Below are 20916 nucleotides of genomic sequence, written 5' to 3'. Positions count from 1 at the left end.
AATCCGAACACGAAACCGGGCAGGAAAAGACACTTGACAGGAAGGCGGTCGAAAAGGCCATGCGCAAAAAAAAAGGGCCGCCGCGCCATGAGACGCGGCGGCCCTGCCGTTTCAATCAGGGTTATGCAAACGTGATGTCCGTGTAATCCAGATCGCCGTCTTCCATGGTCACCGAGGCAATGGTCACGGCAGCTTCTCCGCCCAGACCGTCCGCATCGAAAGACAAGGTGCCCGCTTCCCAGATAAAACAATTTGTTCCTGTTATGTCCTGGGAATATGTGAAGAAGTGTGAGGAATCCCAAGTGGCGTTGGTATAGCCGAAAACCGAACTCGAAAACTCGAAGCTGTCGTTGGCATGGCTGAAATCCGTGACCGTATCGCCACCCTCGGTGGTCGCGGAATAGTAGACCCGGTCACTGCCCGTGCCCGTGGAGATGTTGTCCTGTCCTTCCCCGCCGAACAGCTTGTCGTTGCCAGCGTTGCCGGTCAGGATATCATTGTCAGCTGCTCCCATGAGCGAATCATTGCCTGCACCGCCAATGATTTCGTCGCTGCCTTCACCGCCGGTGATGGCGAAATGCCCGTCGTTTTCCAAGGAACCGTCCCAAGAGAACGACGTATCCGAAACAAGGCCACTGGCATCCACAACCAGGGTCTCCCCATCGGCCACAAGTGAATCCTGCGTGGTGATGTCCACGGAGGTCATGTTCTCCATGTCAGGGGCGATGGTGATCATCTCCACATTGGTCACGCCATCCAGCAGGCTGGAGTTCGAGGATGTCGTATAGATAAAGGTCAGCACATCCGTGCCATCCCGACCGTTCACCGTGTCCGAATTGTCCAGCTCCTCCCCGAAATTGAACGTATCGTTCCCGGCCCCGCCCTTGAATGTGCTTATTCCGCTTCCGGCATCCATGATGTAATTGCCGTCGTTTTCCTGACCGTCCAGAGTCATGGCCTGAGTGGTGCCAACCGCGTACAGCCGCAAGGTTTCCCCGTCAGCCACAATGGAATCCGCAAGCACGAACGAAGTGGCAACATCCCCGAGTTCGATCTTTTCCACGTAGGTCACCCCATTCAGGTCGGTCACCGCGTTGGAGCCTTCCACATGCACGTAATCGTATCCATCCCCACCGTCTATCCGGTCGTCCAAGGTCAGACTTGTGCCCATGTCAAAGGTGTCGTTGCCAGCCGCGCCGAACAGGGTGTCATTGCCGCCGGTCTCGGAAATGAGCTCGCACCAGCTTGAACCGACAAGGGAATCGTCCCCGCCACCGCCGAAGATTTCCACCTTGTCCACGCCGGAAGTCCAGTCCAGAAACGTCAGGCCGGACAGGTCCATGCTGCCGCCAGCCGCGTCAAAATCGATCTTCAGGGTTTCCGAGGAAGCGGATATGGCGCCATTGATCTCCAGAGTCTGGCCATCCATGATCGTATCCGTGAACCACACGTAGGCACCCTCACCGATATACAGTTTTTCGATTCCGGTCAGGCTGGTCATGGCGCGGGCATCCACACTGCCATCCATGCCCGCATCCAGTGCATCCTCGGTGCCGCTGCCGCCATCCAGACTCATGGCTCCCACAAGCGTGTCACCAAAGGTTATGTAGTCGTTGTCTCCGCCGGTATTGATGGAAGTGAAGGCGTTGCTCGTGATGACCATGTCCGCATGATTCGAACCGATCAGGCCCTCCATCTCCTGCAGATTGTCTTTCGAATTCGTGCCGTAACCGTCGTTGTAGACCTGATCGTATCCCAGAGTCAGGTCGGCCTCGATGCCCGAGGTTGCATCGGCATAGGAGGCAAAGTCCGTGCCGTCCCCGCCCATGAGGGTATCATTTCCGGCCCGGCCCTTGAGCGTGTCGTTCCCGTCCAAGCCTGCAAGGAAATTGTCGTTTTCATCGCCCCGGAAATCGTCGGCAAACTCGGACCCCATCAGGACCTCGATGCTGGACAAGGAGTCGGTGCCACCCTCTCCATCCGAAGCCGTGCCGCTCGCCAGATCCGCGACCACGCCGGATTCCGCGTTCACGTACAGGGCCGCGTCGGTGCCAGCTCCGCCGTTCAGGGTGTCGTCGCCTGCCCGGCCTTCCAGAGAGTTGTCTCCGCTGTCGCCGGTCAGGGTGTCGTCGAACATGGAGCCGGACAGCCCCTCGAAATTGCTGAACGTGTCCACGCCGTCGCTGCCCATGTCCACCGTGGACTGGGTCAGGTCCGCATTCACGCCAGCCCTTGCGCTGTGAAAGCCGAGAATGTCCATCTCGCCGGTGGAACCGCTTCCCCCGTCCAGATTGTCGCTGCCCAGACCTCCGTCGATGAAATTGTCCGAAGCATCGCCCACGATGATGTCGTCATGATCGGACCCGGTCACGTCCTCGATGGAGATCAGGGTGTCCGTGCCGCCCATGCCGTCGTCGGCCGTTCCCCCCGCCAGATTCACGTTCACGCCGGCCGTGGAGCTCTCGTATCCCACATGATCGTCGCCGCCGCCGCCTTCCATGGTGTCATTGCCGATCCAGCCGCTGAAGTCGTCGGATTCGTCATTGTTGCCGACCATGGAGTCGTTGCCGTCGGAACCTTCGATGCGCTCGACATTGGTCAGGGTGTCCAGAATGTCCGTACCCGAAACTTCCCAGTGATCCTGATTCCAGGTCACGGTCAGGTCCACGCCCTCGACCATCCAGTAGGACACGGAATCCCAGTCGTCCCCGCCGTCCACGGTGTCGTATCCCAACCCGGGCATGAATTCCTGATCGCCTGTCCCGCCCGTGAACTGGTCGTCATGATCCGAACCGATGATCTCGTCGATGTTGCTCAGGGTGTCGGTCTGCCCGTCCACGGTCACGGTGCCGGACCCGTCAGCAAGGTTCGCCACTATGCCGGTTTCGGAAAACTGGTAGGAGACCACGTCCCACCCGATGTCCGAGACATCGTCATACGCACTGCCGCCGTCGATCTGATCGCTGCCGCCCCGGTCGATGAAGATGTTCACCTTGCCGGAATCGCCCAGAAACGTATCGTTCCCCGTGGTGCCCTGAATGCCCTCGATGTCGGAGATGGAATCCGTGTACGAACCGTGCACCACGGTTCCGGCCTGAAGATTGGCGTTCACGCCGTCGGCCCCGGACTTCCAGTAGCTGGCCACGTCCAGTTCGCGGTTGTCGATGTCGTTGTCGCCGCCGTCCAGCGTGTCGTTGCCACCCTGCCCCTCGAAATAGTTGCTGCCGCTGTCTCCGGTGATGCTGTCATCGTACTGCGTGCCCTCCACGTCCTCCATCTGGTAGACGGCATCCGTGCCGCCCTGCCCGTCCGAGGCCGTGTTCTGGGACAGGTCCACGTTCACGCCGGTTTCCGCGTCGTAATAGGACAGGGTGTCCCGTCCCGCGCCGCCCCAGATGGAATCGTCGCCCGCGCCGCCGTCGAAACGGTTGTCTTCGGCGTCGCCCTTCAGGGTATCGTCATGATCCGAGCCGTCCACGGCCGCGATGTTGACCAGTTCGTCATGATCGCCCCAGCCGTCCACGGCCTGATACGAGCCGCCGAAATCCGCGCCGGTCAGGTCCACATGCACGCCCGTGGGGTCGTAGTAGTAGCCCGCGAGATTCTGGATGGAACCGTCCGTGGAACCGCCGTCAATGGTGTCGTTGCCAGCCATGCCCACAAACGCGTTCCACTGATCCGCAGCGCCGTGGAACACGTCCGCAAATCCGGACCCGACCGCCTTTTCAATGGAAGTCAGGGTATCGGTGCCGCCCTCGCCATCCGTGGCGTATCCATCGGACAGATTGACTTCCACGCCGGACGTGGCGTGGGTGTAGCGGACGCGGTCGCTGCCATCGCCGCCGTCGATCAGGTCATCCCCGGCCCGGCCGTCGAAATCGTTGTTCCCGGAATCGCCGGTCAGATAGTCCTGATGCGCCGAGCCTTCGACCCGGTCGATGTTGATCAGGATATCGGTACCGCCCTCGCCGTCCTGCGCCTCGTCAAGATGCAGATCGGCAGTCACGCCGGATGCGGCGTTGCGATACACGGCCCAGTTGTGCGTGCTGGTCCCGCCGTTCAGCGTGTCGTTGCCCGCGCCGCCTTCGAGCCAGTTGGTGTTGCCGTCGCCGATCAGGGAATCGTCATGCCCGGACCCGGTAACGGCTTCGAACCCGGACAGGGTATCGGTGCCACCCGCGCCGTCCGAGGCAATGCCCGTTCCCAGATTCACGACCACGCCGTTGTCCGCGGCAGCGTAGCAGGCCGTATCCGTGCCTTCCCCGCCGGTCATGGAATCGTTGCCCCTGCCGCCGGAGACGGTATCGTTCCCGGCCCCGCCATCCAGACTGTCGTTGCCCGAACCGCCGATGATCAGGTCCTTGCCGCTGCCGCCAGTCACGGCAAACTTGCCGTCCAGCTCCGCGGAACCATCCCAGGACAGGCCGTTGACTTCGGTCAGCATGGCGCCGTTCACGGTCAGCGTCTTCCCCGAGGCCACAAGGGAATCCACGGTCGTCACATGGGTTGCGGCATCCGCCAGATAGATGGCTTCGATGTTGGTGACGTGATCCAGTTCGTTGTCCCCGGTTCCGTTGTCCTCGTAGGACAGGGAATCGGTTCCGGCCCCGCCGTCCAGCGTGTCCTGATCGTTCAGGTAGGACGACATGCTGAACATGTCGTCGCCCTTTCCGCCGTACAGTCCGTTCGCCGCATCGTCCGCGCCGGAGAAGACATCGTCCTTGTCCGTGCCGATCACGGATTCGATGCTGATGAGCTCATGCAGGGAAGTGCCGTCCGTGGCCTCTCCGGTCTGCAGATTCACGGAAAATCCGTTGGTCATGCCGGAATAGTCCAGGGTATCCACATCCGCGCCGCCATTGTACACGTCGGTTCCGGCCCCGGCCTTGAGCAGATCATCGCCGGCTTCGCCAAGCAGTTCGTCGTCGCCGGTGCCGCCGTCCATGGTATCGTTGCCAGCGCCGCCGTACAGGATGTCCGTGCCAGCGCCGCCGAAGAGTTCATCGTTGCCCTCTCCACCGTCCAGCACGTCGTCACTTGCGCCGCCGTCCAGCGTGTCCGCGAGCTTGCCGCCCGTGATATCGTCCTGTCCGGAACTGCCCGTGATGTCGAACGAACCGTCCAGCTCCGCAGAGCCGTCCCAATTCAGGGACGTGGCGGATGCGCCATTCACGGTCAGGGTCTGGCCCGAGGCCACAAGGGAATCCAGCGTGACGACCGTGGTCACGGCCGCGCCCAGCACCACGGTTTCCACATTGCTCACGCCGTTGAGATCGGAGGAGGCCGAGCCATTGTCCGTGAATTGCAGGGTGTCGGTTCCGGTTCCGCCGTTGACCGAATCCGCGGAAGTCAGAGACTGGCCGAAATCAAGCAGATCATTGCCTTCCCCGCCGTCCACCACATCGTCACCGCCGTTCCCGGCCCTGAGCGTATCGTTGCCGCCAAGCCCCATCAGGTCGTCGGACTGCGTTCCGCCGATGAACTCGTTGGCTGACGCGTTCCCGGTCATGGTATTTTCGTAACTTTCCTGCCCCGTGACCTTCCAAACCGTATCCTCGAAGGTCTCGCGCGTTTCCTGATCCCCGGTCTTTTCGTAATAGGAAGGCGAAGCCTCCAGATTCACGGTCAAAGGCCCTTCGAAAACCTCGTTCAGATTCAGACTGGTCCGCTCCTGCTGTCCGGGATCAGTGCCCTGGTCGTCATCATCGTCATCGTCTTCAGGTTCGGGTGGCGGCTGGGGCGGCTGCGCCTGCGGGTCCTGAACCGGCGGCTGGGGCTCCGGAGCAGGCGGCAGAGGCGGAGTCGGATGAGAAAAGAATGTCTGTGTCACATCGAACGGCATGGGCATCTGCAAGGGATTACTCATTACGGGCACTCCGGACGGAAGCTGGCCCGTCTGTCCGGGCTGGCCGGGCTGTTCCTGCTCCTGCTGCCCGGGCTGTTCCAGCTCCTGCTGGCCGGGCTGCTCCAGCTCCTCTTCTTCACCGAGGGGTCCACCTTGCTGTTCGCCTTCCTCGTCCTCTTCGCCTTCCCCCTCACCCTCGCCTTCCTCGTCACCTTCGCCTTCGCCCTCTTCGCCGCCCTCGCCCTCGCCTTCTCCCTCACCTTTGCCTTCCTGCCCCTCGTCTTCCTGCTGATCCTGCTCATCTTCCTCGAAATCCGGAACGCCCTGCTGCAAGGCCTGCGAGGAAAGCTGCTGGAACCGGGCCAGATCCTGAGGCGAGGCCTGCACGACCGGGCCGAGGCCGATGGGCGTGGCCATGACCATGCCGCCGGTACGGGTAATGACCTGCACAGGGCCACCGGCCACAGGTTGCACCATGACCGGCTTGCCGTCGTATTCGAGGACCACGTGGGCTTCCTGTGGGCCGATCTCGTGGGCCGTGGTGGTGCCGCGAATGCCGATGGTGGCCAGCGGCGATTCCAGGCTGAATCCTTCGGGGTTCAGGTCCACGATCTGGCCCGTGACGGACCGGAACGTGCCCTGCACCATCTTGACCACCATTTCCCCGGCCTGCTGGTCCGGGTCGAACACGTATTCGTCGAGATGCACCTTGGAATTCGGTCCCTGAGACAGCAATGCGCCGTCCTGAAACGAAATTTCCACAGCGGATTTGGCTCCGGTGGAAATCACGTCGTCCACGTAAATGGGACTTCCCTGAGTCAGTACTCGGGCTCCGTCAACGCCTTCGGCACGGGCTTCCCCGTGGGCGATGGTAACGGTTCCGATCTGGGTATCGGCTTCGGGCATGGGCACCTCTGGAAATGGATTTTGCTATAATATATAGCACACCCCCCATAGTCCGACAATAGAAAATCCTTCCCGTCCCTGCCCCGCTCAGCCGGGACATTCCCCCGGCTCCACGCCCATTCCGCATCACACCCGCAACTCCATGACCTGAATCGTCAGCATGTTGCCGAACCCCATCAACCCGGCGAATCGACAGAGCTTTTCATCCACGTCAGTACCATGACCGGCCCGCATGCCGAGAATGCGAGCCTTGCCCAGTCTGCGCGTCTCGGCCCGAAGCCAGTTCAGATCGCGACGCAACTCCAAAAATACGGACTTTCTCCACGAATGCATTTCCAGATGCAACTCCACGGCGTCCTCCAGTTCCCGGATTGCCGCGTGACCATAGATGGCATCCCCCCTCCACAGCTCCAGCCAGCGATACCCGCAGTCCGGCACATGGGCCATGCTTCCGGGACGCGACGCCAATTCACGGACGCTCATGAGACCTCCCGAAGGGATTGAAATCATTGCTGGATCGGGACGGACGCACAGCCGGACCGGGCTGACGCAATCCCACGCACAGGTACCGGAACGCGTCCACGGCATGGCTGGTCCAGTCATGCAGCGGCGTGGCGGAAAAGTCGTTCATGCGGTCGTTGAACATCCGCCGATAGTTGCGCAGGGCCTCGATGCCCCGTTCGCAGGCATTCCGGTCGAACCAGCACAGGGGCAACGTGGTGCGCACCGCATTGATTCCGTCCTGCACCGGAATGTTCGGACAGATGTCGAACCGGATGCCCAGCGATCGCGCGGTTTCCAGCCGGGACTTGCCCGTGCCCAGCTCGCGCACGCGGATATCGTGCGGCGCGATGTGCTGGCCGAACTTGTAGCCTTTTTCATCCAGCACTCTGGCGTAGTGCTCCAGCCCCTGCCCATGCGCCTCGTAATAGTCCACAAGGGCGAGCACGCCGCCCGGCCGGGACTGGGCAAACCAGATGGACGTGGAATCGCTCATGCCGAGGTCCCACGCCGTATGCACGGGCAGGGACGGATCGTGCGGCACGTCCGTGATGCGGCCCTGCCGGTCGAGGTCCGCCATGATCGAACCGAAGTACGCACCCCGGATCGCGGCCGTGAAACTGCACTCGAACTCCTGTTCGTACTCCTCGGGACTCATCTCCCGGCGAGCGGCTTCCAATTCGGCAGGATCAAGCAGCCCGGTTTCCGAAGCTCGGTACATGGCTGCAAACCAGTCCGGATTCTTCCGCGCCCGGGTCCATATCTCGTACAGAGCGTTCTTCCCCTGCGGCGTGCCGATGAAGAGCGCCCAGCCCTTGCGGTCGGACAGGGCGGGCCGCACCACCTCGGACCAGACGCGATACGGCATCTGGGCCACCTCGTCGAACACCACGCCGTCCAGATACAGACCGCGCAGGGAGTCCGGATTTTCCGCGCCGAACAGCCGAATGCGCGCGCCGTCCGCAAAATCCGCGCGCAGTTCGCTCTCGTTGAACTTCACGTCGCAATCCGGGTTGCCCCGGCCGCAGTACTGCTTGAGATAATCCCAGACAACGGCCTTGGCCTGCTTGTAGAGCGGCGCAATGTATGCGCCGCGCCAATCGTCCACCCCGGCCTCCCGGGCCGCGCGGATCAGACGGTTCACGGACAGCACGGTCTTGCCGAATCGACGATGGCAGACCAGCACGGAAAACCGGGCAAGACTGCGCTCGATCTCGGCCTGATGCGGCCGGGGAACATACAGCGTATCCATTTGACTGACATCCTTGTTGTTGACGGGCCTGAACGGTCCGGGTATCCCCAAACCATGCGAGTTCCCGTTGTTTCCCTGTGTCTGATTCTCTGCCTGCTGGCAGGGCTTTCGGGCTGTGCCGGACAGCGCCAGCCCCACCCCGGTGCCACCCCCGACCCGGCCCGGTCCGAACGCATGCAGCGCGAAGCCGAGGCTGCGGAGGCGCTGGAAAAGGCCATGCAGCTGTATCACAACGGCGAATTTCTGGATTCCGAGGCAGCCGAGGCGTATCTGAGCCGGGCCATCGAACTGGACCCCACCGAATTGCGCGCCCGGTATTTCCGTGCCCTGACCCTTGCCGCGCTGGACCGCGAGCCCGAAGCACTGGAAGACGTGAACGCCATTGTGGAACGCAAGCCCGACGACCTTTCGGCCCGGTACCTGCGCGGCGTGCTTCTGTTCCGACGCGGGGACTTTCAGGCCGCGCTTGCGGATTTCTCCCACTGCGTCCGGCTGGACTCGGGGCTGGCCGAAGCCTATGCCCAGCGCGGGGCAGCCTATGCCAAGCTCAAGCGCTACGAGGATGCAGTGGACGACTTCACCCAGTCCCTGGCCATGTCGCCAGCCAATTACGAGGCCTATTTCAACCGGGGCCTCGCCAACATGGTGCTGGAACGCAACGAGCAGGCCCTGCACGACTTTTCCCAGGCCGTGACCCTGCGTCCCGACTCGCTTGATGCGATCATGGCCCGGGGCGAGATGCTCCTGCGCCTCAAGCAGTTCGCGACTGCGGCCAGCAATTTCCAACGCGCCGTGTATCTGGACCCGGCAAGCCATGTCGCGCTTTCCAAGCTGGCGGAATGCCTTGCCGGAACAGCCCGCTATGCCGAGGCTGCCGAAGCCGTGGCCAAGGCCGAGGCTCTTGCCCGGGCCGAGGACGATACCGAGGCCGAAGCCGGATACCGTACACGGTTCAGGACCTATGCGCGTGCCGCGAAGAATCCGCCCGCGCCCGAACCTTCCAGGCCGTCCGAACCAGCCAGCCCGGCCGAAACTCCGGAGCCTGCGCCCGCATCCTGATCCGCTCATGACCGGAACGCCTGAAGCACGAGACGGATGGTGATTCCGGCCACGGCCACGGCACATCCCCAGACCATGCGCTCCAGCGTGCGCAGCTTTTCCGCATGCGTGGGACAACGGCGCGACTCGTTGATCTCCCGGATGGCCTCCTGAATGGCCTTGACCCGCTCGTCGATGCGGATCAGCAGCGGCTCCAGATCGGGCCTGATTTCACCGCTCACTTTCCGCCTCCATGCATTGCCCCGCGAATGCCGCGCACGGCTCCGGGCAGATAGTCCCCGATCTTCTTCACGCCCAGCACGGCCGCCACGATCCAGAAGGTGATCCTGAGAAACCATTCGGGCAGGGCCTCCCAGGCCCGAAGCACTTCGGACGCGGCCTCGGGACAGAACCCGGACCAGATGAAAAAGCCGATCCAGGCAAAGAACAGCACGTCGTCCTTCCACCCCGCATTTTCCAACTGCTTCATCTCCCAGTCGTGATTGAATTCCCGATCCGACCTTGCAAGGCGCATCCGATTCTCCATGACAGCCTGCTTCACTTCCTGCTTCTGCCGCATGTGCCCGGTCACGCCTTCCACCGCAGTGGTCAGCAGTCCGGCAATGGCAGCCACGATTCCCACAGCCATGCGCGCTCCCGTTGCTGAAGGTTGTCTCTCCGGTCTCAGGCGAGCATAGGCCCGATTTTTCATGCAGGGCCGCACCGGGCGGTGCGACCGTGAAAAAGGCATGACAATCCGTGTTGACACGCCGGAACAAAGCGGGCCCGGAGGCACGATCTCCCGCGATGCGCGTGACGAAAATCCGGATTTCATGATAGGTTGGCGGGCATGGAGACAAACACCGTACTTTTCGCATTCGGCCTGACCCTGTTTGCGGGGCTGTGCACCGGCATCGGCAGCGCGCTCTGGCCTTTTTCACGCGCCAGACCAACACCCGGTTCCTGTCCCTGTCCCTGGGATTTTCCGCCGGGGTCATGATCTACGTCTCGTTCGTGGAAATCTTCGGCAAGGCCAGAGACGCACTCACCGGCAGCCTCGGCCAGGGCCCGGGAACATGGGCCACGGTGATCGCCTTTTTCGCGGGCATCGCGCTCATCGCCCTGATCGACAAGTTCGTTCCCAACTACGAGAACCCGCACGAACTCCACTCCATCGAGGAAATGGATCAGGGACTGGAAAACCTGCCGAAGAACGAGGCCCACGACTTCGGCAAGCTGCATCGCACCGGCATGTTCGCGGCACTGGCCATCGCCATACACAACTTTCCCGAAGGACTCGCCACATTCACGGCCGCACTCACGGACCCGGCCCTCGGCATCGCCATTGCCGTGGCCATCGCCATTCACAACATCCCCGAGGGCATCGCCGTGTCCGTGCCCATCTTCTACGCCACGGGCGACCGCAGGAAGGCGTTCCTGCTCTCGTTCCTGTCCGGCCTGTCCGAACCCGTGGGCGCGCTGTTCGGCTATCTGGTGCTCATGCCCTTTTTCACGCCCACGCTGTTCGGCGTACTGTTCGCGTCCGTGGCCGGAATCATGGTCTTCATCTCACTGGACGAGCTCCTGCCCGCTGCCGAGGAATACGGGGAGCATCACCTGTGCATCTACGGCGTGGTTGCCGGCATGGGCGTGATGGCCCTGTCCCTGCTCCTGTTCCTGTAGAACCGGGACTCGACAGAGCCGGTTTTTTGCGCCATGTTCCGAAACGGCCCTCCCCTGCCGGGGCAGGCAGCCCAACAATCTCCAACAAACGGCAACACGATGACCGAGACACGTTTACCCGGCGAAATTGCAATCTTTTTCACTGGCGGCACCATAGGCATGTGCCCGGTCAAGGGCGCGCACGGTGTGGCCCCGGGCGGGAATTTCGAGAACCTGCTGAGCGAGATGTCCCCGGACGAGAACCTGCGTCTGCGGCCCATCGACTGGTCGGACAAGCCCAGCCCGCACATGACGCCGCAGGACATGTTCCGGCTGGCCCGGGACGTTGAAGCCGCACTCGCCGAAGACTCCGTGCTTGGCGCGGTCATCCTGCACGGCACCGACGTGCTCGTGGAGTCCGCGTACATGTGCGATCTCGTGGTGGACTCGGACAAGCCCGTGATCCTGACCGGGTCCATGCGCTACTATTCCGAATCCGGGTACGACGGCATCCGCAACCTGATCAATGCGGTGCGCGCCTGCCTGCTGCCCCTGCCCCCGCGCACCGGAGCGTGCGTGCTCATGACCGACCGGCTGTTCGCCGCGCGCGAAGCGGTCAAGGTCAACTCCCTGAACGTGGGCGCCTTCGAGTCTCGCGAGGCTGGCGTCGTGGGCTATGTGGCCGGCACCTCGGTCGTGCTTGCAGGCTGCCCGCTCTCGGCACGGCCCAGACACAAGATCAGCCCGGCTGCCATCGAGCCGGACGTCATGCTGCTGACCTGCTACACCGGGATGAACCGATCACTTATCGATCATGCAAGAAGCCTTGGAATCAAGGGACTTGTCATTGAGGGCTTCGGTGCCGGAAACGTGCCGCCCGCCATTGTCCCGGCCATTGAGGACTGCATTCGGAACGGCATTCCCGTGGTGCTCGCCACCCGCTGCATCGAGGGCGGAGTCTGGCCCGTGTACGGCTACCCCGGCGGCGGGGCCGACCTGCTGGACAAGGGCGTGATCCTCTGCGGCAGACTCGGCGGTCCCAAGGCGCGCGTCCGACTCATGTGCGCCCTCGGACTCACTCGCGACATGAACGCCATCCGCGAACTCTTCGAGGAGGATTGAGGCAGGCCTCCGGCGGCTCAAACCCTTTGAAAAGGGTTTAAGAATCCTGAACTTTCCGGTTCTACGCCGCCTGCAAGGACAAGGGAGCTTGCAAGGCCCGTTCGGCGGCGTAGTTGAGCGCGGAAGGGCCTGACTTGCCCTGTCGAAGAACAGGACTCGGGGAAACAGGCAAAGGGAAAAAAGAAGTCTCTCTCTTTTGAAGCCACCCGTTTCGGAAATTTGAAGAGGCCGGAAGCATGTCCCGACAGGGCATGCATCCGGCCTCTTCAAATTCCCGGAACGGAATGGGGATCCAAGGGGCCTTGCTCCTTGGCGGGTCCGGGCGGCGCCCGGCCCCCCGGGATGGTCGCCGAAGGCATCGAAAAAAGCCGCCCTGCGCTTGCAGGACGGCTTTTCGTTTTTCGATATGCCGGATCAATCTCCGGTCTGCATTCTGCCGATGAGTTCCTTGAGTTCGTTGGCAAGCCGGGCAAGGTCTTCGATGGCCTTGCTGGACTCGTGCATGGCCGTGGCGGTTTCCGAGGAAATGATGTTGATCTCGTCGGTAGCGCGATTGACCTCGTCGCTGGTGGCGGACTGTTCCTCGGCCGCAGTAGCGATGGAGCTGACCTGCTGGGCGGACTGATCCACCACGTTCTGGATTTCCTGCATGGCCTGTCCGGCCTTGATAGCGAGTTCCGTGCTCTTCTGGACCGCGCCCACGGCGTCGTCGGTGGCGCGCACGTTCTGACGCGCCCCGCTCTGGATTTCGTGGACCGCGCTGCCGACCTGCTTGGTGGCGTCCATGGTCTTTTCCGCAAGCTTGCGGACCTCGTCGGCCACGACCGCGAATCCGCGTCCGGCCTCGCCAGCCCGGGCCGCTTCGATGGCCGCATTCAGGGCAAGCAGATTGGTCTGGTCCGCGATATCCTCGATGACCTGCATGATTGCACCGATGCCGTCGGCCTGCCGGTCAAGATCGGCCATGCTGGCCTTGAGCTGTTCCGAGCGCTCCTCGACCTGCCGGATGGAAGAGACGACTTCCTCGACCAATGATCCGCCTTCGGAGGCCATCTCGCGCATGGAATCCGCGTTTTCCGCAGCATCCGAGGCATTGCGGGCCACCTCCAGAACCGTGGCGTTCATCTGCTCCATGGCCGTGGCAGTTTCGGCAACACGTTCGCGCTGCACCTCGCTGCCCCGAGCGGCCTGTTCCACCTGTGCCGCGAGTTCATCGGCAGCCGAGGACAATTGTTCGGCAATGGTTTCGGAATCCCGGGCCACGGTCACGATGGCTTCGTGCTGCTGCATGGCACGCTGTTCGCTCTGCTTGAGCTCCGTGGTTTCGGTCAGGATCGTGAATGCGCCGATGAGCTTGCCGTCCAGATCCTTGAGCGGAGCGGAATCCACCAGCACGTGATATTCGCGCCCCTTGCGGCTGGTGCCCGAACTGGGAACGCCGATGCAGGCTTCGCCCGATGTCAGACATTCGGTCAGGCCCGTGGTTCGCGAGGCATCGCCGTACAGGAATTCGCTCATCTTCATGCCGATGAAATCGGACGGCTCACCCTCCATCTGAAGCAGATCGAGTTCCTGCTGATTGATGAAGGTGATGCGTTCGTCCAGATCAACCACGATGCAGGGCTGGGTCAGGCCCATGAGCAACCCCTGGGACATGCCGAGCTTGATCTTCATCTCCCGGGTCATGTCCTGAACCGCGTGGATGGTCTTGCCGATGCCGTCGTCCACGGCATAGTCGATGGTGGCGTCGTAATTTCCCTTTGCCGCCTCGTTGGAGAAATCGACAAGCTGCCGCAGCGGGCGAACCAGCAGATTGATCATGATGAAGATCACCAGACTGGCGACCAGCACGGCAACTGCGGCGATGATGCCACCCGTGGTCATGACCTTGACATCCACCCCGTGCATCATTTCATGGGCAGTCATGGAAAAGCCGTAGTACCAGCCCCACGGCTCGAAATAGCGGAGAAAAACGGCCTTGTCCTCGCCCTGAAAATCATAGCGGACCACGCCGTGCGTAACGCCCTTGAAGAATTCCCAGGCCGGGTATTCGGAAAGCTTCCTGCCTTCCAGAGAGGGATGCAGCGTGAACACGCTCTTGTCGTTGTAGATGAACCCGTACCCCTTGCCTCCGATCTTGGCGGCCTCCACGGCCTTGTGGAATTCCGGGGTAAGAATTCTGCGGCCCACGTAGATCACGCCCACGATGTTGCCCTTCCAGTCCTTGAGCGGCTTGTACGCGGTCTGGTACCAGGCGTTCACCACGTAGGCGATGCCGTAGTAGGTCTCGCCCTTCATGATGGTCTTGTACACCGGGCTTGTATCCGGGATGTAGGTGCCCACGGCGCGCTGGCCGTCGAGCTTCTTCACGTTCGTGGAGATGCGCAGGAGCTTTCCGGGCAGGACCTGAAAAATGGTGGCCGTGCCGCCGACCTTGGCCTGAACCGAATCCACGAGGTCATAGTTCTGGAAGACCTTTCTGGTGCCGAATTCCAGGGAAGGAATCGTGGCGGACTCCTTTTCCTTGGTGATCTGGTTCACCAGAGTCACGGAAACCGTATCCTCCAGATTGAGCCAGGGCGCGCCCTCGGCCTGAATGGCCTCCTCCATGAGATTGAGATCGGTCCTGACCTTGTCCGCCAGCAGATTGTGCTGCATCTCCATCATGGAATAGATGGACTCGGCAAATGCCTTCATGGATGTCTGACCGAGCGTTTCCAGTGAAGCCTGCACCTGCCAGAGCAGGGCCCCGGTCAGCAGGACGATGGACACCGCGACCATGCCCGCTGCGCCGAGTACAAGCTTGTAGCGAAACGACATTCTAGAGAACAACGACATAGCACCCCCGATGTTGATGGCTCCAACCGCCAGCGGCATTGTTCACGAAAAAAACCTTTAATGACTTAATTCACTTGTAGATAACTTGTAACGCAAGTGTCAACGTTCGCACGTTGATTGGCCGATCAAAACAGCAGGGGGGAAAGCGCGGCACAGGCCAACACCACCCAGAGGATGTCCACGCCCTTGCGCAGGGCCGCGAGCGCAGCCAGCGTGAAAAGCACCTCCAGCACTCCCCAATGCACGTCCATGGCAAAGCGGACGGTCACGGCGGCCATGAGCCCCACAAGGGTGATGAGGCTGCCGTGCAGCACGCGGCGCGCCACGGGCGATGCGGCCAGCCTGTCCGCAAACGGCGTGACCGCGCACAGAAACACCAGCGACGGCCCGAACACGGAAATCGTGGCCAGAATCGCGCCGGGAAATCCGGCCACGGCATACCCCACAAAGGTTCCGGTGATCACGATGGGCCCGGGAGTGAGCTGGCCCAGAGCAATGCCGTCCATGAACGTGGACTGGGACATCCATGCCCGGGCCTCCACGACTTCATGCAGCATCAGGGGCACGGACACATACCCGCCGCCAAACGCGAAGCTGTCGATCTTCATCATGAGCGCGGACAGGCCGAGCAGCTTCGGATCGATCGCGGCCAGAATCGCAAGCAGGCCGAGCAGCCCGGCCAGAAAGATCACGGCCCAGCGCAGATTGGCCCTTGCGCCCGAAACGTTCGATGGGGGTGGTCCGCCCTGATCCCGGCGAAACAGGAACACGGCGAGTGTGCACACCACGACCAGAGCAAGCACCGGGTCACCCTTGAATCCGAGCCATACCCCGGCAAGCACGGCAAGCAGCCATGCCCGGGCCGAATCCAGATACTTGCGGGAAAAATTGAATGCGGCATTGCCGATCAGCGCAATGACCACGAGTTGCAGTCCTGCGAATCCACTTCTGATCCAGACGATATCACGGGCCGAGAAATAGAGGACGGTCAGGCCGAGCATGAGCAGGAACGCAGGCAGGGCGAACCCGGAATAGGCGGCGAGCGCCCCCGCGCCTCCCCGAGCACGCAGGCCCACGTAGGCAGCCATCTGCATGGCCGTGGCCCCGGGAATGAGCTGGGTCACGGACATGCCCAGCCGAAAGGTGCCCTCGTCGAGCCACTCATGCCGCTCCACGGCCAGCCTGCGGATGTAGGGAATCATTGCCGGACCGCCGAATGCGGTCAGGCCGAGGCGAAAAAAACGGAAAAAGAGTTCGAGCAGGGAAGGCTTGATCATGCGTTCCTGCATGACACGGTGACCAGCGCATGGCAACTGTCGATCCGTCATCCCGGTTGAGAAAACGGTTCCCGCCTGCTACAAAATGCCGGAGTCCGCAATCACAACCGGGATACGCCATGTCCTTGCAAACGCCTTCCACCCTTGACCGTGTCGCCCGCATCTTTCTGTGGGCCGTGCTCGTGCTCGGTCTGCTCTGGCTGCTTCAGCAGCTTTCCGACGTGCTTCTGCCGTTTGCCGCGGCATTGGCGCTGGCCTACATGCTCAACCCGCTGGTTTCGCTGGTGCAGCGCGGGGTGAAGAGCCGAGGCGCGGCCGTGGGCCTGACTCTGGTCGGCGTCGTGGGCGGCCTCGGAGCAACCCTGTGGCTGGTGGTTCCGGTCATGGGCCGGGAGTTCGCGCGCATGGGCGCCCTGCTCAAGGGACTGGTCGGCAATTCGGAGCTGGCCCGCAAGGCCGCGGCCAGCCTGCCCCCGGACCTGTGGGAATGGCTGCGCGAACTGGTTCAGCGGCCCGAAGTGCAGGAATTCTTTTCGGATCAGGGATTCGTCAAACTGGCCGAGACAACGGCAAAAAAGGTGCTGCCCGGAGTCTGGGGCGTGATTTCGGGCACGGCGGACGTGGTTCTGGGGCTGGTGGTGATCTTCGTGGTGCTGCTCTATCTGGTCTTCCTGCTCGCGGATTTCGGCAGGATTCGAAGCGGGTGGAAGGACTATCTCCCGGAACGCTACCGCGATGCGACCGTGGAATTCGCAAACGAATTTCTGGACACCATGAACCGCTATTTCCGCAGCCAGTTCCTCATCGCCATGCTGACGGGAATCCTGCTGGCCACGGGATTCGCGCTCATAGGTCTGCCTCTGGGCATTGTTCTGGGACTGGGCATCGGCCTGCTCAACATCGCGCCCTACCTGTCCACCATCGGCATCCTGCCCGTGGCCTTTCTCGGGGCCGTGAACGCGCTGGAGGCCGGCCATTCGGTCTGGCTGGGAATGGGGCTGGCGCTGGGCGTCATGGCTGCGGTGCAGGTGATTCAGGACGGATTTCTGGTGCCGCGCATCCAGGGCAGGAGCATGGGCCTTTCCCCGTGGATGATCCTGCTTTCCCTGTCCCTGTGGGGCAAGCTGCTGGGTTTTCTGGGCCTGATTCTGGCCCTGCCCATGACCTGCCTGTGTCTGGCCTACTACCGACGCTGGCTGGACAGCGCGGGTTCAAGGCCGAAACCAACGGAATGAATCCGGATCACTCCGCAAACTGGACAAGCGGAAGAATGAAATGGAATTCGTTGGCCCCGTTGCGGTAGCTGTATCCGACCTTGCCGTGATGCAGTTCCACCACCTGCCGTACGAAATAGAGTCCCCGGCCTGATCCTTCCTCGCGCTGCACGTTGTCCGCGCGGAATCCGGGCTGGAACACGGTCATGGGATCGTCAAGCTTCAGGGGTGCGCCCGTGGTGGTGACCCACACCTTGACAGCGGGAACCTCCTTGCCGAAGAAATCCTTGATGATCTTCCAGCCGTAGGAAAGATGCTTGCCTCTGGAGCCATCCGGCAGGTTGCCCTCCTCCGTGTACTTGACCGCATTGGAAAAGAAATTCGCCACCACCTGGGAAATCAGGCCCCGGTCCATGACCACGCGCACCACCTGATCCGGCGGGCCGCCCAGTGCACACCCCACCTGTATGCCCCGGTCCTCGAAACTCTGGGCATAGCGTTCGAGCTGCGGCTCCAGCACATGGGTACGCAGGTTGTAGGCATGCTTTTCCAGCACATACCGACCTTCCTCGAAATGCCGCTGCCTGAGCAGGGTCTCCAGAAACATGCTCGTGGCTTCGTAATGGCGGTAGATTTCCTGATACTGGGCCTCGATGCCCGCCGTTGTCCGGGCCAGGGAGTTCCCGGTCCGGATGCAGTCGTCGCTGCCGCACTCGGCCATCAGGGCCAGCACTTCCTGCACCTGAAGATGCAGGTCCTTGATGCCGCGCTGCAATCGGTTGAAATACAGCTTGAAATACATGTTGGGCACGATCACGTTGTGCCCGATGTCCTGCACCAGATTCTTGATGAACGTGATGTGCTCCCGATTCCGGGCCCGAATGATGCGATGATGCAACTGGAACCCGATGCGGTTCACGTATTTTTCCAGAAACAGTTGGACATGGCCGGGCAGATCCCGGCAGGGCGAAAGCTGGAAATTGCCGATGATGTTGTGGGGAGGTTCAAAGGGGAGCAGGTCCGTGTACCCGGGATTGCAGGGAATGGGGATGAACATCGTGTCCCCGGCCTGAACCGGATGCTCGCGAAAGACTTCGTCCCAGCCGCGCGTGGACGGATGGACCGAGGACGGTCCCGAGGTCCCGGCAAGGGAAAAGGTCTCCTCGTCCTCCAGAATGTAGATGGCGCTGTCCAGATCGAACAGGATGCGGGGCAGCATCATGCACACGGCATAGAACATCTGCCGACCGCGCAGCTCCTGACTCAGCTCGAAAAAGATGTTCAGGGCCCGAACCTGAACCATGGAGAAGTCGTACCCGTCATAATCCGCCAGCTTGTCGCGGATGCGTTCGGTCACGTATTCGAAGCGTTCCTCGTCGCTGGACAGATAATGATACGGCTGTGCGATTTCGCCTTCGGGCGGGCCTGATCCGGCCATGGTGCCTCCGCTGCGGATTGAACAGGGGTTTGCTCGATTGTGCGAACTATACAGGCTCGCGAAAGGCGTGACAAGGACAAGCGGAAAAATCAGAACACGATGGCAGCGGCGCGCACCGGGGAACCGTCTCCCCCGGCGATCTTCAGAGGCAGGGCCGTGAACACGAACCCCTCGGACGGCAGTTCGCCCAGATTGGCCAGATTTTCCACGGCCACCAGCCCGGCGCCAAGCACCAGTCGATGCGCCGCGAAATCCCGGCTGTCCAAAGGGTCCGGACTGGGGAAGTCCATGCCGATTCCCTTGAGGTCCAGCCCGGCCAGATACCGGCAGGCCGTGGGCGTCAGGTACTTGTGGTCCCGGAAATACTCGGGCGCCCCCCATTTCGCGTCCCAGCCCGTGCGGATGAGGATGAAGTCCAGCCCTTCCATGCCGGCCAGAGGCGCGAAATCGTCCGCATCGATGAACCGGTTCGGGCTGTGCGTCAGGTCCAGCACCGCGCCCCAGCCCGCAAAGTTTGCCGGGCCGAGCCAGTCCATGGCCGGGGCCTCCGCATGCATGTGCGCGGCAATGTCCACATGCGTTCCCGAATGGGTGCTCATGGACAGATTCGTCAGGGAATACCCGTCCCGCCCGATTTCGCGGACGCGTTGCACGGAAACGCCGTCATCACCCGGATACACGGGCATGTCCGTGACCACGGTGTGGGAAAGATCGATCACGTGCATGGCTCTTCCTCCTTCAGGAAAACAGCAGCGCATTGGGCCGCCGGGAAATCGACATGTCCGGCCGCACGAGTTCGCACAGATTCTCGCGCATCGCGCCCATGGTGGTTCCCTTGCCCAGCCGGGACAGCAGGCTGTGGCCATAGGCGAAATTGGCCGCGTAGTAGATCAGGAACTTCCGATACAGCTTGATGGCGCGGGTCGGGTCGTAATGTCGCTCCAGACTGTCGCACACGCGCAGGCCCAGGTCCAGATAGGGATTGTCCGATTCCGGCACGCCGAGTCCGGTCCACTCGGCGAACAGCCACGGCCGGGCAACGGCCATGCGGCCTATGGACACGCCGTGACAGCCCGTGGCCTCCAGCATCCGGGCACAGTCATCGGGCAGACACACGTTGCCGTTGCCGATCACCGGGATGTCCACGGCCTCGCGCACCAGCCGGATGTGTTCCAGCTCGGGCGGCCGGGTCCGCCTGTCCGGGGCGACCCGGGGATGAAACACCAGACAGTCGACCCCGATTTCCTGAAAGCGCCGGGCCAGAGCCACCGCGCCCGAGGGATCGCTGTCCCAGCCCGTGCGGAACTTGACGAACATCGGAATGTCCACGGCCTCGCGAATGGCCCGGACCACGGCTTCGGCCCGGTCCGGATGGCGGAGCAGGTCGGCCCCGGCATGGCGCTTGACCACGCCGGACACCGAGCACCCCATGTTCACGTCCACCCCGAAGAATCCTTCCCGCTCCACGCGTTTCGCCGCCTCGGCCATTTCCCGAGGATCGCCGCCCATGAGCTGGCACACCAGCCGAGGCAGTTCCTCCTCGCGCCAGCGGAACACGCTCGACCGCGACGGCTTTTCCGTGGGCAGGCCCCGGGCCGTGCACATCTCCGTGAACAGCAGGCCGCACCCGCCGTATCCGTCCAGCACCTCGCGAAACGCCACATGTCCCAAACCGGCCATGGGCGCGAGCCACAGCCGGTTTGCCACCTGCCTGCCCCGGATTTTCAGGGGCCGGGCCAATTGCGCCACAAGCTCGGGGTCAATCGTCTCGAAACCGTTCATGCCCAAGCCTTTACGGCCTTTGCCCTTCCCAGTCCAGCTCT

The 20916-nt window shown here is 62.2% G+C and carries 13 protein-coding genes and 1 pseudogene; 4 read left to right on the top strand and 10 right to left on the bottom strand.

Translation table 11 applies throughout. The features are described 5' to 3' along the window. Positions 1–121: 121 nt before the first annotated feature. From MPN23_RS13595 to MPN23_RS13580, 3 genes are all read right to left on the bottom strand, one after another. On the bottom strand, positions 122–6751 hold the full coding sequence (locus MPN23_RS13595) for a FecR domain-containing protein (protein ID WP_279388672.1): 6630 nt from the start codon (positions 6749–6751) through the stop codon (positions 122–124). A 126-nt stretch (positions 6752–6877) separates the two neighbouring features. Then, complete coding sequence (locus tag MPN23_RS13585) at positions 6878–7234, bottom strand: hypothetical protein (protein WP_243544728.1); 357 nt, start codon at positions 7232–7234, stop codon at positions 6878–6880. Continuing rightward, positions 7221–8504 carry a terminase large subunit domain-containing protein gene (locus MPN23_RS13580; RefSeq protein ID WP_243544727.1) on the bottom strand — a complete coding sequence of 428 codons (1284 nt, stop codon included), beginning with the start codon at positions 8502–8504 and terminating at the stop codon, positions 7221–7223. The genes MPN23_RS13585 and MPN23_RS13580 overlap by 14 nt, the downstream gene beginning before the upstream one ends. Before the next feature lie 54 nt (positions 8505–8558). Here MPN23_RS13580 and MPN23_RS13575 point away from each other — a divergent pair, with 54 nt between their 5' ends. Continuing rightward, entirely contained in the window at positions 8559–9563 is a 1005-nt protein-coding gene (locus tag MPN23_RS13575) for a tetratricopeptide repeat protein (RefSeq protein ID WP_243544726.1), read from the top strand. Positions 9564–9568: 5 nt separating this feature from the next. Here the strand turns inward: MPN23_RS13575 and MPN23_RS13570 are convergent, their stop codons facing one another. Next, a complete protein-coding gene (locus tag MPN23_RS13570; RefSeq protein ID WP_243544725.1) occupies positions 9569–9784 on the bottom strand; it encodes a hypothetical protein in 216 nt (71 codons plus the stop codon). After that, on the bottom strand, positions 9781–10191 hold the full coding sequence (locus MPN23_RS13565; RefSeq protein ID WP_243544724.1) for a hypothetical protein: 411 nt from the start codon (positions 10189–10191) through the stop codon (positions 9781–9783). Before MPN23_RS13565 ends, MPN23_RS13570 begins: the two co-directional genes overlap by 4 nt. A gap of 201 nt (positions 10192–10392) precedes the next feature. On the opposite strand from MPN23_RS13565, the pseudogene zupT reads away from it, so the two are divergent. After that, positions 10393–11225: pseudogene (gene zupT / locus MPN23_RS13560) on the top strand (zinc transporter ZupT). Positions 11226–11324: 99 nt separating this feature from the next. Then, positions 11325–12326, top strand: a complete 1002-nt coding sequence (locus tag MPN23_RS13555; RefSeq protein ID WP_243544723.1) for an asparaginase — start codon at positions 11325–11327, stop codon at positions 12324–12326. Positions 12327–12740: 414 nt separating this feature from the next. Here MPN23_RS13555 and MPN23_RS13550 read toward each other — a convergent pair whose 3' ends face one another. Together MPN23_RS13550 and chrA are read right to left on the bottom strand one after the other, a co-directional pair. Then, positions 12741–15164 (bottom strand): methyl-accepting chemotaxis protein, encoded by a 2424-nt coding sequence (locus MPN23_RS13550; protein WP_243544722.1) that lies wholly within the window; start codon positions 15162–15164, stop codon positions 12741–12743. Between the two features lie 125 nt (positions 15165–15289). Continuing rightward, the gene (gene chrA / locus MPN23_RS13545; protein ID WP_243544721.1) at positions 15290–16441 is read right to left on the bottom strand and encodes a chromate efflux transporter; all 1152 of its coding nucleotides are present in this window, start codon (positions 16439–16441) and stop codon (positions 15290–15292) included. Positions 16442–16560: 119 nt separating this feature from the next. Between chrA and MPN23_RS13540 the strand changes: the two genes are divergently transcribed. Beyond that, positions 16561–17676 carry an AI-2E family transporter gene (locus tag MPN23_RS13540; protein WP_243544720.1) on the top strand — a complete coding sequence of 372 codons (1116 nt, stop codon included), beginning with the start codon at positions 16561–16563 and terminating at the stop codon, positions 17674–17676. Between the two features lie 7 nt (positions 17677–17683). On the opposite strand, the gene MPN23_RS13535 is transcribed toward MPN23_RS13540, so the two are convergent. The 3 genes from MPN23_RS13535 to MPN23_RS13525 all read right to left on the bottom strand — a co-directional run bounded on the left by MPN23_RS13535 (position 17684) and on the right by MPN23_RS13525 (position 20875). Further along, the gene (locus MPN23_RS13535) at positions 17684–19093 is read right to left on the bottom strand and encodes a sensor histidine kinase (protein ID WP_243544719.1); all 1410 of its coding nucleotides are present in this window, start codon (positions 19091–19093) and stop codon (positions 17684–17686) included. 89 nt (positions 19094–19182) lie between these two features. Then, the gene (locus MPN23_RS13530) at positions 19183–19818 is read right to left on the bottom strand and encodes a cyclase family protein (protein WP_243544718.1); all 636 of its coding nucleotides are present in this window, start codon (positions 19816–19818) and stop codon (positions 19183–19185) included. A gap of 13 nt (positions 19819–19831) precedes the next feature. After that, on the bottom strand, positions 19832–20875 hold the full coding sequence (locus tag MPN23_RS13525) for a tRNA dihydrouridine synthase (RefSeq protein ID WP_243544717.1): 1044 nt from the start codon (positions 20873–20875) through the stop codon (positions 19832–19834). Positions 20876–20916: the final 41 nt, after the last annotated feature.

It is taken from the genome of Pseudodesulfovibrio tunisiensis, from assembly GCF_022809775.1.
Taxonomy (GTDB): Bacteria; Desulfobacterota; Desulfovibrionia; order Desulfovibrionales; family Desulfovibrionaceae; genus Pseudodesulfovibrio; species Pseudodesulfovibrio tunisiensis.
The sequence above is the reverse complement of the archived record's forward strand: the minus strand, read 5'-3'. Positions and strand labels throughout refer to the sequence as shown.

Coding starts and splice junctions, on each gene's coding strand:
- MPN23_RS13595 (WP_279388672.1), bottom strand. CDS start 6,751: ATGCCCGAAGCCGATACCCAGATCGGAACCGTTACCATCGCCCACGGG.
- MPN23_RS13585 (WP_243544728.1), bottom strand. CDS start 7,234: ATGAGCGTCCGTGAATTGGCGTCGCGTCCCGGAAGCATGGCCCATGTG.
- MPN23_RS13580 (WP_243544727.1), bottom strand. CDS start 8,504: ATGGATACGCTGTATGTTCCCCGGCCGCATCAGGCCGAGATCGAGCGC.
- MPN23_RS13575 (WP_243544726.1), top strand. CDS start 8,559: ATGCGAGTTCCCGTTGTTTCCCTGTGTCTGATTCTCTGCCTGCTGGCA.
- MPN23_RS13565 (WP_243544724.1), bottom strand. CDS start 10,191: ATGGCTGTGGGAATCGTGGCTGCCATTGCCGGACTGCTGACCACTGCG.
- MPN23_RS13555 (WP_243544723.1), top strand. CDS start 11,325: ATGACCGAGACACGTTTACCCGGCGAAATTGCAATCTTTTTCACTGGC.
- MPN23_RS13550 (WP_243544722.1), bottom strand. CDS start 15,164: ATGTCGTTGTTCTCTAGAATGTCGTTTCGCTACAAGCTTGTACTCGGC.
- chrA (WP_243544721.1), bottom strand. CDS start 16,441: ATGATCAAGCCTTCCCTGCTCGAACTCTTTTTCCGTTTTTTTCGCCTC.
- MPN23_RS13540 (WP_243544720.1), top strand. CDS start 16,561: ATGTCCTTGCAAACGCCTTCCACCCTTGACCGTGTCGCCCGCATCTTT.
- MPN23_RS13535 (WP_243544719.1), bottom strand. CDS start 19,093: ATGGCCGGATCAGGCCCGCCCGAAGGCGAAATCGCACAGCCGTATCAT.
- MPN23_RS13530 (WP_243544718.1), bottom strand. CDS start 19,818: ATGCACGTGATCGATCTTTCCCACACCGTGGTCACGGACATGCCCGTG.
- MPN23_RS13525 (WP_243544717.1), bottom strand. CDS start 20,875: ATGAACGGTTTCGAGACGATTGACCCCGAGCTTGTGGCGCAATTGGCC.